The sequence below is a fragment of the Chitinimonas lacunae genome, from assembly GCF_042650885.1.
Classification (GTDB): domain Bacteria; phylum Pseudomonadota; class Gammaproteobacteria; order Burkholderiales; family Chitinimonadaceae; genus Chitinimonas_A; species Chitinimonas_A lacunae.
In genome coordinates this window covers 3,052,618-3,067,664 of the sequence record NZ_JBHSBU010000001.1, presented here as the reverse complement: position 1 = coordinate 3,067,664, position 15,047 = coordinate 3,052,618, and the positions used below count along the sequence as shown (strand labels likewise).

Sequence of the window (15,047 nt, the reverse complement as noted above, 5' to 3'; positions counted from 1 at the left end):
TATGGTCAAGTTTCTGCAAAGACCTTCCTGGCCACCGCTCAGCAGATCGGGCTGGTTCGGCCTGGGCTGTGTGCTGTTGCTGCTGGCGCTGGGCTATCTGGGGCCACAACTGTTCAGTCTCGATCCGTATGGCCTGGGCAGCGAGCGGCTGCTGCCGCCGCAGTGGACCGGCGGAACCGGTCCGCTGCTTGGCACCGATGATCTGGGCCGCGATATGTTGGCCCGACTGGTCTACGGCGCGCGCAGTTCGCTCAGCGTCGGCCTGGCGGTGGTCTCGGTATCGGTCCTGATCGGAACGACGCTGGGCCTGCTGGCCGGGGTGTATGGCGGCTGGATCGACGCGGCGATCATGCGGCTGACCGACGCCATCATGACCCTGCCCAGCATACTGCTGGCCATCGTGATCGTGGCGGTATTGGGACCGGGCCTGTTCAACGCGGTGCTGGCGGTCACGCTGGTGGCCATTCCACGCTTTATCCGCATCGTGCGTTCGGTCGCGGCGCTCGAAATGAAGAAGCAGTACGTGCTGGCTGCCCGTTCCTGCGGTGCCTCGCGCTTCAAGATCCTGTGGTCGGAAGTGCTACCCAATTGCTGGAGTCCGGTGATCGTCCAGGCATCGCTCGGTTTCAGCGACGCGATTCTGGAGATTGCAGCACTCGGTTTCCTTGGTCTGGGTGCCCGCGCGCCGGTGGCCGAGTGGGGCATGATGCTGGCCGATGCCCGCCCGTTTATCGAGTCGGCGCCGTATCTGGTGATCCTGCCCGGCGGCTGCATCATGTTGACTGTGCTGGGTTTCAATCTGCTGGGCGATGCCTTGCAGGACTTGCTCGATCCGAAAGCGAGGGGCGGCCGATGATACTCGACGTTGACAATCTGACCATCCGTTTCCCGTTCGGTCGTGAACTGCGCCCGGTGGTGCGGGGTGTGAGCTTCCAGGTGGCACCGGGCGAGATTCTTGGCGTGGTCGGTGAATCGGGCTGTGGCAAGAGCATCACCAATCTGGCGGTGCTGGGCTTGTTGCCGCCGGGGGCTCAGGTCACGGCAGATCGCTTTGCGCTGTGCGGTCAGGATCTGCTGGCTGTGGGCCGGCGCGACTGGCCCACGGTGCGCGGCAGCAAAGTGGCGATGATCTTCCAGAACCCGATGAGCGCGCTCAATCCCTCGCTGACCATCGGCACCCAGTTGATCGAGTCGGTACGCAAGGCCGACCCGGCACTTGGCCGGCGGCAGCGCGAAGCGCGGGCGATCGAGCTGCTCGAACAGGTGGGGATAGGCGCCGCTGCCCTGCGTCTCAAGAGCTATCCACATGAGCTGTCGGGCGGCATGGCGCAGCGGGCGATGATCGCGATGGCCCTGGCAAGCCGGCCGGCGCTGCTGATCGCCGACGAGCCGACCACGGCGCTCGACGTCACCATCCAGGCGCAGATTCTCGATCTGCTCGACCGGCTGCGCCGTGACAACGGGATGTCGGTGATTCTGGTCTCGCACGATATCGGCGTGGTGCAGCAGTACGCCGACCGTATCCAGGTGATGTACTCGGGCGAGATCGTCGAGACCGGCCCGATCGGGCAGGTGACGCAGACGCCGTCCCATCCCTATACCCGAGCCTTATTGCAGTCGCTGCCCGGCCGGGTTGGGGCGCGGCCCAAGACGCCGCTGGTCACGATCCGCGGCATGGTGCCGCCGATCGAGCTGGCAATCGAAGGCTGCCGCTTCGCCTCGCGCTGCGACCGTGCCGAAGCCCAGTGCCAGGACCGGCCGCCGGTTGCCCGGCGCACGGCCGACAGCTGGGTCCGCTGCCATCTCTGAGACCATCGCCATGACTACCCCTATTGCCCGGATCGACGGTCTGTCCAAGTCGTTCATGGTCCGCAAATCCCTGCTGTCGCGCGAGCGCATCCAAGCGCTCGACGATGTATCGCTGCCATTGCTGCGTGGCCGGATTCTGGCCCTGGTCGGCGAGTCGGGCAGCGGCAAAAGCACGCTGGCCCGGCTGCTGATGAAGCTCGATACCCCAAGCGGCGGCGCGATCCGGATGGATCGGGACGGCCAGGAGGTCGATATCGCCACCATCACGCCGGTGGACTACTACCGCCGGGTGCAGATGGTGTTCCAGGACCCCTATGCCTCGATCAATCCGCGCAAGCGCGTCTGGCAGATCATTACCGCCGCCCTGGCCAATCTGGGCCACTACGACCGCGACACGCTGCGAAAGATTGCCCTGCGCCAGATGGAACAGGTCGGCCTCGGTGCCCAGTATCTCGATGTCTTTCCCAATGCACTCAGCGGCGGTCAGCGGCAGCGGGTCTGCATTGCTCGCGCCTTGGCGGCCGAGCCGGAAATCCTGGTGCTCGACGAGCCCCTGTCGGCGCTCGATGTGTCGATCCAGGCGCAAATCCTCAATCTGTTGCTGGAGCTGCAACAGCGGCTTGGCCTGACCTATCTGTTCATCTCGCACGATCTGGCCGTGGTGCGCCATATCGCCGACGAGGTGGCCGTGCTGTATGCCGGCCGCCTGGTCGAGTACGGCTCGGTCGCGTCGGTGATCGATACGCCAGGCCACCCGTATACCCAGGCCCTGGTGGCCAGTGCCCTGGGCAGCCGGCAATGCGGCCAGCGTCAGGTGATCAAGGGTGAGCTGACCATGGGCGGCGGCAGTGGCCTGGGCTGTGGTTTCCTGCCGCGTTGCCCGCAGGCCGCCGAGCAGTGCCGGCAGCAGCGACCGGCGATGCAGCGGGCGCCACAGCGCCATGTCGCCTGTTTCCAAGTGCAACTGAGCCAAGAACATGAACGAATTGAAGCCTGAACCCCAAACCGTGGCGCTGCGCGTCACTTTCAACGGCGTCGATCATCTGGGCGTCGCCGAGACCGACCGTTCGCTGCTGGAAAATATCGAGGCGATGAACCTGCCGATCCGCAGTTCCTGCTGGCGCGGGCTGTGCGGCTCATGCCGGGTCGAGCTGGCCAGCGGCGAGCTGCAACCCGACAAACACATCATCGATGGTGGCTATGTGCTGTCTTGCTCGTCGCAATTGGCGAGCGATGCCCATGTGATTGTTTCTTATTGAGCTGACTGAACGGGGGGAAAAGATGAAGACGATTGAAACGATACTGGCCCGGCGGTCGCAGAAAGTGATCGAAGGGGAAATCGATGGGGCGACCCTCGAGGCAATTTTCCGCTGCGCCCTGACTGCGCCCGACCATAAACGGCTGCGACCGTGGCAATTCGTGGTGTGCCATGGCCAGCATAAGGCCGCCTTGAAGGAAGTGCTGTTGGCCGCCAAGCCGTTTGATTCGGAAATCGTGCGTCAGGCGTATATCGAGCAATTGGAACGCAAGCTCAATTTTGCTCCGCATATCGTGATCTGCCTGCTGAAAATCAATCGCAGCGGCGCGGTGCCGGAAATCGAACAGATTCTTTCCGCAGGCGCCTCGATTCAAAATATGATTGTCGCAGCCGAGTCGCTGGGTTTTCATTGTTTCTGGAAGACCGGCGAATGGGCCTACAATCCGGCAGTGCGTGAAGGATTGGGTTTCGATGCCGACACGGTGATTACCGGTTTTCTCGGATTGGGGCGATCGACCAATCCGGCCAATCAGTCAGCACCGGTCGAGCGTCCAAAAATAAACGACCATTTCCGGTCACTGGACGAGCTGCTCGAACCCTGTCTGGCTGTTCAATAAAAAATGCCGCGATAAAAATTCAAGGAGAAAATCATGCTTTCGCTGCTGCTCGCCATGTGCGTATTTTCACTGACCATGTCCATTTCCCCCGGACCGGTCAATATGGTGATCGTTTCCTCGGGCGCCAATTATGGTTTCCGCCGCACCATCCCCTTCGTTTCGGGGGCCACCATCGGTTTTACCCTGTTGCTGATCTTTGTCGGTTTCTCGCTGCTGCAATTCGTCAGCAGCTATCCGGCAGTGATGCAGATACTCGAATTGATCGGCTCGGCCTTTATCATCTACGTCGGCTATAAGATCGCCACGGCCTCGCCCGAAATCACGCTGGAAAAGCGCAGCGTTCCCACCTTTATGCAGGGTTTTCTGCTGCAATGGCTCAACCCCAAGGCGTGGATCGCCTGTGCCTCGGGCGCTGCGCTGTTTTCCGATCCCAAGACCCACACCACGCTGATTGCCTTTATCACCGTCTATTTCCTGATCTGCTATCTGTCGCTGGCCGCCTGGGCCGTGCTGGGTGATCGGGTGTCGGTGGTGCTGAGCAGCAATCTGCGCATCCGTCTGTTCAATATGACCATGGGCGGGATGCTGATCGCTTCGGCGCTGTACCTGGTCTATATGCAGCTGATCCGCCATGTGCCGTGATCAGTCCAGAGCGTCGTAGATCGAATTGATCAGGGTATAGGCGATGCTGCTGGGGGATATATTGGGCGGCCAGACGGCATACACCTTCATCGGGCTCAATGACCATTCCGGCAGCACCTTTTCGATGGTGCCGCGTGCAATATCGTCGGGGGTCAGGAATTCCGGCGGTGCGGCCAGTCCTATCCCTTGTTTGGCCAATTGATAAACGGCCTCGACATTGTCAAGACGGATCTGCGGCACATATTTCACTTCATATTGGTCGCCATTGACATGAGTAAACAGACGGTAATTGGGACGCATGGTCAATCCAATCCATGGAATGGCCGACAAATCACGTGGATGTTTGATCAAGGGATATTGGTCGAGCAATTCCCGGCTGCCTACCACAGTGCGGGAGAATTCGAAGACGTGTTTGGCCTTGAGCGAACTGTCGGGCAGATCGCCAATCCGGAACGCCACATCGATGCTTTCACTGATGATGTCGTTGCGGTTGTCGCTGCACAGAATATCGAGGTTGATACCGGGATGGTGCTTGATGAAATTCCCGATCTGGGTCATGAACGCGGCACTGTTGATGAATACCGCCGGAATCGAGATCCTGAGATTATTGGTGGTGGAGATGGAGCGCTGTTTGAACTCGATGATCCCCTTCTCGTACAGTTCCAGCATTGACTTGGCGGTCTCGAGCAGATTGAGCCCGTCGTGGGTCAGGGAAAGTTTGCGGGTATTGCGATAAAGCAGCGCAACGCCCAGATTCTTTTCCAGCTTTGCCAGATGCATGCTGATGGTGGCGTTCGACAATTCCAGCGCTTCGGCGGCGCGGGAGAAAGAACCCACCTCAGCCACTTTGGCAAAAACGATCAGGTAACGAATATCCTCTATCATACGAAGCCCTTTGATTTTTCTGTTGAATCAATAGTGTTGCTATCGCCAGCGTCAAGCCGGTCTCGATTTGCCTGAAGATAAGGAAATGGATCTGGAATCAGGCACCCGGCGAGGTTCCTCCAACCCCAACGTACACAGATGGATCGACATAGGATAACGTCATATCCTGTGGGGTGATAGAGGAAAATGGATGCCTAATGCATGGTCTCCAACTGGATAATGCCATGTTGCAGCGCATTATCTGTGATGACTGCACGGTTTGCCTACAAATTCCCCGGCCTTTACGGTCTGATTGACTGATCGTGCAAGAAAATCCAAACAAAAGCCCAGTCGGAAAAACTGGGCTTTTGCTGTGCACAAGATAAGAAACGCCGGCGCCGGGTCGGGGGATTTGTCACGACAAGATTGCGGTATTTACTCTAAATAAATATTTATGCCAAATATCTGCAAGTAACATTGATATTACAGAGTTGAATTAAATATAAAAAGACATGCAGACTTAGAGTCTGCATCAACGCCTTTTCTGTCCTAGCCATTTATCTTGCTGCGTCGCTCCACCAGCACCACATCACGCCACACCCCGGCCAGCTGCCCCATCTTCTCGCGCCGCCCGACTTCCCGGAAACCGGCTCGGCGATGCAGTGCGAGGCTGCCGTGGTTCTCGGGGAAGATGCCGGCCTGCAAAGTCCAGAATCCCTGTTGCTCTGCGCTATCGACCAAGTGGGCCATCAAGGCGCTACCGACGCCTTGCCGGCGGGCCGCCTGACCGACATAGACGCTGACTTCGGCCACGCCGCCATAGACCGGTCGGCTCGATATGGCGGCCAGCACGGCCCAGCCCAGCATCACGCCGTCAGCTTCTGCGACGAAACGGCAGACCGGCAGATGATTGGCATCCCAACTCTCCCAACTGGGCGCTTCGGTCTGGAAGGTGGCATTGCCGCTGGCGATCCCTTCGAGATAGATACGGCGGACTTCGGCCCAGTCGCTGGGCAGCATGGGACGGATCAGTAGGGACATGGTGGGTTCCTGCGGCGTGGAGGCTGCGAGCTTACCATCCGTCGCCTTATACTTCGATAACTGTAGAAATTTCTCGACAACCTTTCGATATTTCCATTATGGTGGAATCATGGATAACAAAGCTGCTGTCTCTCTTCTGACTGCCCTGGCGCAGGAATCCCGTCTGGCGGTGTTCCGTCTGCTGGTCGAACAGGGCCCGGACGGCCTGGCCGCCGGCAAGATCGGCGAGCATATGGGCATTCCTGCCGCGACCCTGTCGTTCCACCTCAAGGAACTCAGTCACGCGGGGCTGGTGCAATCGCGTCAGGAAGGGCGCTTTGTCTTCTACTCGGCCAATTACGCGGCAATCAGCAGTCTGCTCGCCTTTCTGACCGAGAACTGCTGCGCAGGCTCGAACTGCGCCGTCCCACCACCTGCCTGCGACAGTGATTGCAGGTAAATATGGAAGGAATTGAAATGAAACGCCTGCATGTGCATGTTGCCGTCAAGAATCTGGAAGAAAGCGTCCGTTTCTATCGCGGCCTGTTCGCGGCCGAGCCGACTGTCCACAAGGACGACTACGCCAAATGGATGCTCGACGATCCGCTGGTCAACTTTGCCATCTCGACCCGCTCCGAGACCACCGGCCTCAGCCATCTGGGCATTCAGGTCGACAGCAATGCCGAACTGACGGAACTGGCCCAACGCGCCATCTCGGCAGGTCTCGTCACCATGCCCGAGGAAGGGGCCAATTGCTGCTATGCCCAGTCGGACAAGCAGTGGGTGGCCGACCCGCAAGGCATTCTGTGGGAGGCTTTTCATACGGTCGGCGAGATACCGACCTATAGCGGCCAAACCGAAATGAAGAGCGGTTGCTGCAACCCGACCGAACAGTCGGCCAGCCGTCCGCAGCGCTGCTGCTGAATCTGACCTTGATGGAGGCTCCCATGAGCGAAAAAACCTATAACGTGCTCTTTCTGTGCACGCATAACTCGGCCCGCAGCATCCTGGCCGAGGGATTGCTGAATCAGATGGGAGCCGGCCGTTTCAAGGCCTACAGCGCGGGCAGTTTCCCGTCCGGCCGGGTCAATCCGTATGCGCTGCGGACACTGGACAGGCTGGGATGCGACACGGGCAGCCTGCGCAGTAAAAGCTGGGACGAGTTCGCCGCTGTTGAGGTGCCCCCGATGGATTTCATCTTTACCGTATGCGACAGCGCAGCCGGGGAGGTGTGCCCGGTCTGGCCGGGACATCCGATGACGGCGCACTGGGGCTTTGCCGACCCGTCGGCGACCGAAGGGGACGATGAAGCCAAGCTGGCAGCCTTTGCCCATACCGCGCAGTTGATTGCGACGCGACTGCGCCTATTCACCAGCCTCCCGATCGAGAAGCTCGACCATCAGGCGCTGCTGACCGAATTGCGCAGATTGGGTGGGCAATGAAGCCGAGTTTGCAACGCCGCCTGTTGGCGGAATGGCTGGGTACGGCGTTTCTGCTGGCGATCGTGGTGGGTTCAGGGATCATGGCCGAGCGGCTCGCCGCAGGCAATGTGGCGATTGCCCTGCTGGCCAATGCAATTGCTACGGGTGCCGGGCTGGTCGCGCTGATTCTGACGTTCGGCGGGATTTCGGGCGCCCACTTCAACCCGGCCGTCACGCTGGCACTGACATGGCGGCGGGAATTGTCGGCCAGGGAAGCGGCGCTCTATATCACGGTCCAGATCGTCGGCGCCTTCTGTGGGGTGGCGGCTGCCCACATGATGTTCGGCGAAGCGCTGTTTTTCGCTTCGCAGCATCTACGCAGCGGACCGGCCCAATGGTGGAGCGAGTGGGTTGCCACCTTCGGGCTGCTGGCCGTGATCTTCGGCTGCGCAAGGAATCAGCCCAAGTTTGTGCCCTTTGCCGTCGCGCTCTATATCGTCAGCGCCTACTGGTTTACTGCATCGACCTCGTTTGCCAACCCTGCCGTGACGTTGGCGCGGGCGGCATCGGATACCTTCGCTGGCATTCGACCGATTGATGTGCCGGGTTTTGTGGTGGCGCAGTTGTTGGGAGCGCTAGCCGCCAGCTGGGTGTTTGGCTGGCTGTTGGACGATAAGGGTCAGCCTGGAGAGAAGTGAAGCGCGGTAGGCCATGCTCGATGGCGAGGTGGCCTGCTGATCGGCTACTGCTTGAGGTGAAGGGGGACGATGGTTAGCGCGAGCGGACCAATGCAAAAAGCCCAGTTCGATTGAACTGGGCTTTTTGCATGAATTCGCTGGTTGCGGGAGCAGGACTCGAACCTGCGACCTTCGGGTTATGAGCCCGACGAGCTGCCAACTGCTCCATCCCGCGTCAGAGAGATGCAAATTATGGAGAAGGTGGCTTGAGCTGTCAATGGTCGATGGCGATATTTTTATATCTTTTTTCAGTGTGACCAGTCGACCCAGCCCGAATAGGCGGTGATCAGCACCAGAATGCCAAAGCCGATCCGGTACCAGGCGAATACCTCGAAGCTGTGGCTGGCGACGAAGCGCAGCAGCACCTTGATGGTCAGCAGCGCCGAGACAAAGGCCGCCGCGCAACCGATGGCGAAGATATAGGCGTCGTCCCAGGACAGCAGATCGCGCGCCTTCCACAGGCTGTAGAGCGAGGCCGAGCCCAGGGTCGGGATGGCCAGGAAAAACGAGAACTCGGTCGCGGTCTGGCGCGACAGGCCAAAGAACAGGCTGCCGATGATGGTCGCCCCCGAGCGCGATGTGCCGGGCAGCAGTCCCAGACATTGCACCAAGCCGATCTTGAGCGCATCGGTCCAGCGCAGATCGTCGACCCGCACGATCCGGGCCGCATGCACCCGCCGCTCGGCCCACAGGATGATCAGGCCCCCCACGATAAACGCCGTCGCCACCGGTACCGGATGGAACAGCACGGCCTTGATCTGCCGGTTGAACAGCAAGCCCACGATGGCGATCGGCAGGAAAGCCAGCAGCAGATTGCCCAGAAAGCGCCGTGCCTCGGGGCTGCTGCCGGCGCGCAGCGTCACATCGATAAACTTGGCCCGGTAGAACCAGAGCACCGCCAGGATCGCCCCGAGCTGGATGAAAATCTCGAATACATCACGCTTCTCACGGCTGAGAAAGCCCAGCAGGCTTCCTGTAAGAATCAGATGGCCGGTACTGGAAATTGGCAGGAATTCCGTTAATCCTTCGACCAAGCCCATCAATACCGCTTGTAGCCAGAGAACCCAGTCCATCGTCTATCCGTTTGTCAAAACGAACGATTATAGGTGGCTTGCCGAAAACGTGGCGTCCCCCTATCGTGCTGGTTTGGCGTCGGTCAACGACATCGGCATGAATCCATATGCGTCGCTTACCAGGGGGGTCTATGCACGCAACTGCGCCTTATCAAGGCATTATCCCGGCCCGCTTGCCCTCGTTGGCGATGGGCCGCTTCGAACCGGTCTCGCTGCGCTTCCATGGCCAGGCCGGCGAATACTTCAAGATCTGGATCGTCAATCTGCTGCTGTCGGTGCTCACCCTCGGCATTTATTCCGCCTGGGCCAAGGTGCGCACCATGCGCTACTTCCACGGCTCGACCGAGCTGGCCGGCGCCCGCTTCGATTATCACGCCACTCCTATCTCGATCCTGATCGGCCGGGCCATCGCTTTCGGGATGTTCGTGCCTGTTTCGCTGCTGTCCAACAGCCACCCCGGCATCGCCTTCGGCCTGCTGCTGCTGGTGATGCTGGTGGCGCCCTATCTGGTGATCCGTTCGCTGCGTTTCCGGCTGCGCATGGTGAGTTACCGCAATATCCGCTTCGGTTTCGATGGCAGCGTCGGCCAGGGCTATCTGTATTTTCTGCTGATGCCCATCCTGTCGCTGCTGAGCATGGGTCTGGCCACGCCCTATGTGCAGCACGAGGTGCGGCGCTTCGTGGTCGATCATTCGCGCTTTGGTGCCACCCGTTTCCAGATGCGCTCGGTGGTGGGTGACTGGTATGTGGCCTATCTGTATCTGCTGGTCGGCATCACCGGCATGGTGATCGCGCTGATGGTGCTGGGGGCGATCGTGATGGGCTTGATCGGCGCGCTGTTTCTGTCGGGCGACAGCGACTGGAGCAAGACCTTGAGCGGTGGTCTGGCGATTACCGCAGGCGTGGTCGGCTACGGTGCCTTCCTGCTGGTCTATGTGGTGTCGGGCCAGATGCTGCGTGCCTGGCTCAATAAGCTGGTGCTCGACAACAGCCGGCTCGGTGAGGTCCGCTTCAAGAGCAATATGCGGGTGATGCCGCTGTTCAAGCTCTACGCCCTCAATACCCTGGCCATCGTGTTCTCGCTCGGTCTGGCTTATCCGTGGGCCCGGGTGCGTCTGGCCCGTTATATGGCCGAGACCACCGATGTGCTGGCACCGTTCGACCTGTCGATGTTTGTGGCCGGCGAGCAGCAGCAGACCAATGCCATCGGGGAAGAGATCGCCGATATGTTCCAGGTGGATATCGGCATATGAACGTCTGGCAGGGTCGCTATTTCGACGGCCGCTCGGCCGGGGCAAAAACCGTCGAGGTCCGGTGCGAGCAAGGCTCGCTACGGCTCGACGGGCCGGAGGTGGCCGTCAGCTATTCGGCCGGGCAGGTACGCAGCACAGCGCCGATCGGCGCGATGCCCTGGCGCTTCGACCTGCCCGACGGCGGGGCGCTCGAGGTCAACAACGCGGCGTTGCTGGCGCGCCAGCTCGGTCATCGCCATGACCTGGCCGGTCGGCTTGAGCGCAGTTGGAAGCTCGCGGTGCTGGCGGTGCCCTTGCTGGTCGGTACGGTATTCGCCGCCTACCAGTGGGGCTTGCCCTGGCTGGCTGACCGGGGAGCCGAGATAGTGCCGGTCGCGGCCGAGCAGAAGCTCGCCAGCGAGACGCTGGCCATGCTCGACCGCTATGGTCTTGCGGACAGCAAACTGCCGCGCGCCCGCCAGGAAGCCCTGCGCCAGCGCTTTGCCGCCCTGGCCAAGGGCGGCAATCCCGATTACCAATACCGGCTCGAATTCCGCAACGCCGAGGATATCGGCCCCAATGCCTTTGCCCTGCCTGGTGGCACGGTGGTGATGACCGATCAGTTGGTCGAACTGGCCAGCAGCGACGACGAGCTGCTGGCGGTACTGGCGCACGAGATCGGTCATGTGGAGCTGCGCCACGGCGTGCGGGGCCTGCTGCGCTCAAGCGGGCTGGCGGTGGCGGTCAGCGTGGTGCTGGGCGATGCCACCTCGGTCGGCACCACCATGGCCGCGCTGCCGGTCATGCTGGCCGATCTACGCTATAGCCGCGATTTCGAACGCGAGGCCGACGATTTCGCCCTGCGCCGTCTACCGGAACAGTCGGTATCGCCGTGCGCCTTCTCCACCGTGATGCACCGGATCGAAGCCGAAATGAAGCGGCGCGATAGGGAAGACGACCGGGAACACGAAGGCTCGGGCAAGAACCGGCCCGACAGGCCGCGCCGGGAGAGCAGCGGCGACAGCCAGGAAAGCGGCGCCAAGCCCGAGTCCGACCAGAGCGATATTCCGGCCTGGTTCTCCACCCATCCCGATACCCACGAACGCACCCGCCGCTTCGCCGATTACTGTCCCCAAGACAAATAGGCAAATTACAGTATCTTTAAAATCAAAAAGCCATGGTGTCTACCATGGCTTTTGCATTTTATTTGATGAATGACTCAGCGTCGCTTGGGTGGCCAGGCGTCGTGGATCCGGCGGTATTCGCCGCTCTCGCGCAATCGCTTGAAGCCGGTCTCGAACCGTTCCATCAGCCGGGTGGCATCGGGGTGGCGGCGCGAGAACACCATATAGAGGTCGAACTCGGTCAGCGTGCCGTAGCTTTCGAGCTTGTCCTGCAAGCCGTTGGCGGCCATCAGCGCGGCGGCCACCTTGGCATCGACCGGGGTGAAGTCGAGCCGGCCGATGGCCACATTCTTCAGATTGACCAGCTCGCTGCGGCTTTCGACCTTGCTGATTTCCTTTTCCTGCCAGAGCTGCGGCGGATACTCATAGCCCGTCACCACGCCCACGCTGCGACCGTGCAGCTCCTGATAGCCGATCCGACCGTAGTTCATGCCGGCACGGCCCCAGATCTGCACGCTGACCGTGGTCAGTGGTTCGCTGGGCCACAGATAGTCCTGCTCACGCTCGCTGGTGCGGGCGGTATCGAAGGTGGCCACGGTCTGGCCGCGCTTGACCAGGGTCAGGCAGCGGTTATAGGCGCTCGGTTGGAATTCGACCTCGATATCGGCACGGCGAAAGGCCGCTCGCACCAGATCGACCGTCATCCCGACCGGCTTATCGCCGCGCAGGGCCGAGTAGGGATAGAAATCGTCCTCGGCACAGACGGCGATCCGCTCGGCTGCGGTGGCCAGGGCGGCGCAGCCCAGGGCCAGCAGCAGACGGAGCAGGGAGCTGGGGCGGACTTCAGCCATCGGCGTTGATTTTGGTGATCAGTTGCTGCAACACGGCTTCCGCCTGGTCGTTGGCAATCTGGCAAGTGCCGGCTGCCTGGTGGCCGCCGCCGCCGTATTGCAGCATCAGCGCACCCACATCGGTACGGCTGGAGCGGTCGAGAATCGATTTGCCGGTGGCAAATACCGTGTTGAGCCGTTCACGGCCCCACAGCAGGTGGATCGAGATATTCACCTCGGGGAACAGCGCATAGATCATAAAGCGGTTGGTGGCGTAGATCGTATCTTCATTGCGCAGATCGAGCACCGCCAGATTGCCGTAGACCTTGGTGCAGCGCAGGATCTGCTCCTTGGCGTGCGGCTCATGGTCGAAGTACAGCTCGACCCGCTCGCGCACATCGTCAAGCGCCAGGATTTCCTCGATGCCGTGGTCGCGGCAGTATTGAATCAGATCCATCATCAGCTGGTAGTTGCTGACCCGGAATTCGCGGAAGCGGCCAAGCCCGGTGCGGGCGTCCATCAGGAAGTTGAGCAGCACCCAGCCTTCGGGGCTGAGGATTTCGTCGCTGGTGAAATCGGCCGAGTCGGCCTTGTCGACGGCTTCCATCAATTCATCGCTGATGCGCGGAAAAGTGCTGCGGCCGCCGTAATGGTCATAGACCACCCGGGCAGCCGAGGGCGCGTCGGGCATGATGATATGGTTGGCCGGCTGGCCCTCGCTGCGCAGCGTCTCGGAGTGATGGTGGTCGAAGGCCAGATGGATGCCTGGCACATAAGGCAGATTGGTACTGATATCGCGGTCGCTGACCGGCACCTTGCCGTCCTGCATGTCCTTCGGATGCACGAACAGGATATCCCCGATCAGATCGAGTTCGCGCAGCAGCACGGCGCATACCAGGCCGTCGAAATCGCTGCGGGTGATAAGGCGGTACTTCGGCTCGGACATAGTCGGACTCCTGGCGGGGTCAATGTGAAGGCGGCTGCTGTCTGACCGCCTGCATGGCTGTGGCGACCATGCCGGCCACATCGGCGGCATTGGTCGGCAGAATCATGGTGTTGCCCTTCTTGGCCAGCTCGGCGAAGGCGGCGATATATTGCTCGGCGAGCTTGAGGTTGGCAGCTTCGAGGCCACCTTGCTGGCGCACGGTCTGCGCCACCATATGCACGGCCTCGGCCGTGGCCCGCGCCACCAGCCGGATCGCCTCGGCCTCGCCTTCGGCATTGTTGATGGCGGCCTGCTTGGCGCCCTCGGACTCGTTGATCGCCGCCTGTTTCTCGCCCTCCGAACGTTTGATCGAGGATTCACGCTCGCCGGTAGCGATATTGATCTGTTCCTGTTTGCGGCCTTCCGAGGCGGCAATCAGCGCGCGTTTTTCCCGCTCGGCGGTGATCTGCTGCTGCATGGCATGCAGGATCTCCTTGGGCGGGGTCAGATCCTTGATCTCGTAGCGCAGCACCTTGACCCCCCAGCTCGACGCCGCTTCATCGAGCGCCGACACCACGGTGCGGTTGATCTCGTCACGTTCCTCGAAGGTGCGGTCGAGTTCCATCCGGCCGATCACCGAGCGCAGCGTGGTCTGGGCCAGCTGGGTGATTGCCATCACATAGTTGCTCGAACCGTAGGAGGCCAGTTTGGCATCGGTGATCTGGAAATACAGGATGCCGTCGACCTGGAGCTGGGTATTGTCCTTAGTGATACAGATCTGGCTTGGCACATCGAGCGGGATTTCCCGCAGATCGTGCCGATAGGCCAGCCGGTCGATGAATGGAATCACGATATTGAGGCCGGGATTGAGCGTGCCGTGATAGCGGCCCAGCCGTTCGATAACGTAGGCGTGTTGCTGCGGAACGACCCGGAAGGTCTTGGCAATAAAGATCAGCACCACGATACCGAGCGCGATGGCGATATACGGCATGGGTCGATTCTCCTGGATCAGGTGTGTGGGGTGGGGGGATGGGGAGCGACCAGCAGCACATTGCCGCGCTGACCAACGATATAGAGCTGCTGTGGCTGGACATCGGTCTCGCCGGTGAGTTCGGCATCCCAGCCGGCGCCACGGTAGCGGACCCGGGCGCGCTGGGCCGATTGCCAATGCTCGACCGTGACCGGCTGGCCGATTTCCAGTGAATCGGCCTCACCGCGCGGGCGGCGGGTGAGCGGGTGGCGGCGCAGCCAGAAGGTACCGGCCAGGCCGATGGCCGAGCCCAGCACGAGCTGGAGCGGCAGATCGGCCCCGAAGTAGGCCGCCACGCCGGCGGCCGCGCAGCCGATGCCCCACACCAATAGGTAGAAGGTGCCGATCAGCATCTCGACCCCGGCCAGTGCCAGCGCTGCGATCAGCCACAGGGCATAGGGTTGGATATCCATAACAGCTCAGTGGAAAGGATCATGTGGTTATAGCTTATAGCCTAGCCCATCG

19 protein-coding genes and 1 tRNA gene are annotated in these 15,047 nt (G+C 61.0%); 12 read left to right on the top strand and 8 right to left on the bottom strand.

The features are described 5' to 3' along the window. The first annotated feature begins 1 nt into the window (after position 1). From ACFOW7_RS13205 to ACFOW7_RS13180, 6 genes are read left to right on the top strand one after another with little or no spacing between them, the layout of a single operon-like run. Positions 2-856: an ABC transporter permease gene (locus tag ACFOW7_RS13205; RefSeq protein ID WP_378164979.1), complete on the top strand. Its 855-nt coding sequence runs from the start codon at positions 2-4 to the stop codon at positions 854-856. Next, positions 853-1,809: an ABC transporter ATP-binding protein gene (locus tag ACFOW7_RS13200; RefSeq protein ID WP_378164977.1), complete on the top strand. Its 957-nt coding sequence runs from the start codon at positions 853-855 to the stop codon at positions 1,807-1,809. The genes ACFOW7_RS13205 and ACFOW7_RS13200 overlap by 4 nt, the downstream gene beginning before the upstream one ends. A 10-nt stretch (positions 1,810-1,819) precedes the next feature. Then, a complete protein-coding gene (locus tag ACFOW7_RS13195; RefSeq protein ID WP_378164974.1) occupies positions 1,820-2,806 on the top strand; it encodes an oligopeptide/dipeptide ABC transporter ATP-binding protein in 987 nt (328 codons plus the stop codon). Further along, complete coding sequence (locus tag ACFOW7_RS13190; protein ID WP_378164972.1) at positions 2,787-3,068, top strand: 2Fe-2S iron-sulfur cluster-binding protein; 282 nt, start codon at positions 2,787-2,789, stop codon at positions 3,066-3,068. The genes ACFOW7_RS13195 and ACFOW7_RS13190 overlap by 20 nt, the downstream gene beginning before the upstream one ends. 22 nt (positions 3,069-3,090) lie before the next feature. Continuing rightward, positions 3,091-3,684 (top strand): nitroreductase family protein, encoded by a 594-nt coding sequence (locus ACFOW7_RS13185; RefSeq protein ID WP_378164970.1) that lies wholly within the window; start codon positions 3,091-3,093, stop codon positions 3,682-3,684. Positions 3,685-3,717: 33 nt separating this feature from the next. Beyond that, positions 3,718-4,326, top strand: coding sequence for a LysE family translocator (locus ACFOW7_RS13180; RefSeq protein WP_378164969.1), 609 nt, complete (start codon positions 3,718-3,720; stop codon positions 4,324-4,326). Here the strand turns inward: ACFOW7_RS13180 and ACFOW7_RS13175 are convergent, their stop codons facing one another. Both ACFOW7_RS13175 and ACFOW7_RS13170 read right to left on the bottom strand, forming a co-directional pair. Continuing rightward, positions 4,327-5,211: a LysR family transcriptional regulator gene (locus ACFOW7_RS13175; protein WP_378164967.1), complete on the bottom strand. Its 885-nt coding sequence runs from the start codon at positions 5,209-5,211 to the stop codon at positions 4,327-4,329. It lies immediately after the preceding gene. 528 nt (positions 5,212-5,739) lie between these two features. Continuing rightward, on the bottom strand, positions 5,740-6,231 hold the full coding sequence (locus tag ACFOW7_RS13170; RefSeq protein WP_378164965.1) for a GNAT family N-acetyltransferase: 492 nt from the start codon (positions 6,229-6,231) through the stop codon (positions 5,740-5,742). Positions 6,232-6,340: 109 nt separating this feature from the next. On the opposite strand from ACFOW7_RS13170, the gene ACFOW7_RS13165 reads away from it, so the two are divergent. Genes ACFOW7_RS13165 through ACFOW7_RS13150 form a run of 4 tightly spaced genes read left to right on the top strand, consistent with a single transcriptional unit; the run spans position 6,341 to position 8,329 of the window. Beyond that, positions 6,341-6,670 carry an ArsR/SmtB family transcription factor gene (locus tag ACFOW7_RS13165; RefSeq protein ID WP_378164963.1) on the top strand — a complete coding sequence of 110 codons (330 nt, stop codon included), beginning with the start codon at positions 6,341-6,343 and terminating at the stop codon, positions 6,668-6,670. A 17-nt stretch (positions 6,671-6,687) separates the two neighbouring features. Then, positions 6,688-7,134: an ArsI/CadI family heavy metal resistance metalloenzyme gene (locus ACFOW7_RS13160; protein WP_378164961.1), complete on the top strand. Its 447-nt coding sequence runs from the start codon at positions 6,688-6,690 to the stop codon at positions 7,132-7,134. Positions 7,135-7,157: 23 nt separating this feature from the next. Further along, positions 7,158-7,652 carry an arsenate reductase ArsC gene (locus ACFOW7_RS13155; protein WP_378164959.1) on the top strand — a complete coding sequence of 165 codons (495 nt, stop codon included), beginning with the start codon at positions 7,158-7,160 and terminating at the stop codon, positions 7,650-7,652. Next, positions 7,649-8,329, top strand: coding sequence for an MIP/aquaporin family protein (locus ACFOW7_RS13150; protein ID WP_378164956.1), 681 nt, complete (start codon positions 7,649-7,651; stop codon positions 8,327-8,329). Before ACFOW7_RS13155 ends, ACFOW7_RS13150 begins: the two co-directional genes overlap by 4 nt. Positions 8,330-8,467: 138 nt before the next feature. On the opposite strand, the gene ACFOW7_RS13145 is transcribed toward ACFOW7_RS13150, so the two are convergent. Continuing rightward, positions 8,468-8,543 (bottom strand) — tRNA-Met (locus ACFOW7_RS13145). Positions 8,544-8,616: 73 nt separating this feature from the next. Continuing rightward, positions 8,617-9,441 (bottom strand): undecaprenyl-diphosphate phosphatase, encoded by an 825-nt coding sequence (locus ACFOW7_RS13140; protein WP_378164953.1) that lies wholly within the window; start codon positions 9,439-9,441, stop codon positions 8,617-8,619. 131 nt (positions 9,442-9,572) lie between these two features. Here ACFOW7_RS13140 and ACFOW7_RS13135 point away from each other — a divergent pair, with 131 nt between their 5' ends. Next, complete coding sequence (locus ACFOW7_RS13135) at positions 9,573-10,694, top strand: YjgN family protein (RefSeq protein WP_378164951.1); 1,122 nt, start codon at positions 9,573-9,575, stop codon at positions 10,692-10,694. Beyond that, entirely contained in the window at positions 10,691-11,818 is a 1,128-nt protein-coding gene (locus ACFOW7_RS13130) for a M48 family metallopeptidase (protein ID WP_378164947.1), read from the top strand. Before ACFOW7_RS13135 ends, ACFOW7_RS13130 begins: the two co-directional genes overlap by 4 nt. A gap of 74 nt (positions 11,819-11,892) precedes the next feature. Here ACFOW7_RS13130 and ACFOW7_RS13125 read toward each other — a convergent pair whose 3' ends face one another. Genes ACFOW7_RS13125 through ACFOW7_RS13110 form a run of 4 tightly spaced genes read right to left on the bottom strand, consistent with a single transcriptional unit; the run spans position 11,893 to position 14,995 of the window. Further along, positions 11,893-12,648, bottom strand: coding sequence for a substrate-binding periplasmic protein (locus ACFOW7_RS13125; protein ID WP_378164945.1), 756 nt, complete (start codon positions 12,646-12,648; stop codon positions 11,893-11,895). Further along, positions 12,641-13,573, bottom strand: a complete 933-nt coding sequence (locus tag ACFOW7_RS13120; protein WP_378164943.1) for an exopolyphosphatase — start codon at positions 13,571-13,573, stop codon at positions 12,641-12,643. The genes ACFOW7_RS13125 and ACFOW7_RS13120 overlap by 8 nt, the downstream gene beginning before the upstream one ends. A gap of 19 nt (positions 13,574-13,592) precedes the next feature. Beyond that, positions 13,593-14,543, bottom strand: a complete 951-nt coding sequence (locus ACFOW7_RS13115; protein ID WP_378164941.1) for an SPFH domain-containing protein — start codon at positions 14,541-14,543, stop codon at positions 13,593-13,595. 17 nt (positions 14,544-14,560) lie between these two features. After that, positions 14,561-14,995 carry an NfeD family protein gene (locus ACFOW7_RS13110; RefSeq protein ID WP_378164939.1) on the bottom strand — a complete coding sequence of 145 codons (435 nt, stop codon included), beginning with the start codon at positions 14,993-14,995 and terminating at the stop codon, positions 14,561-14,563. Between the last annotated feature and the right edge of the window lie 52 nt (positions 14,996-15,047).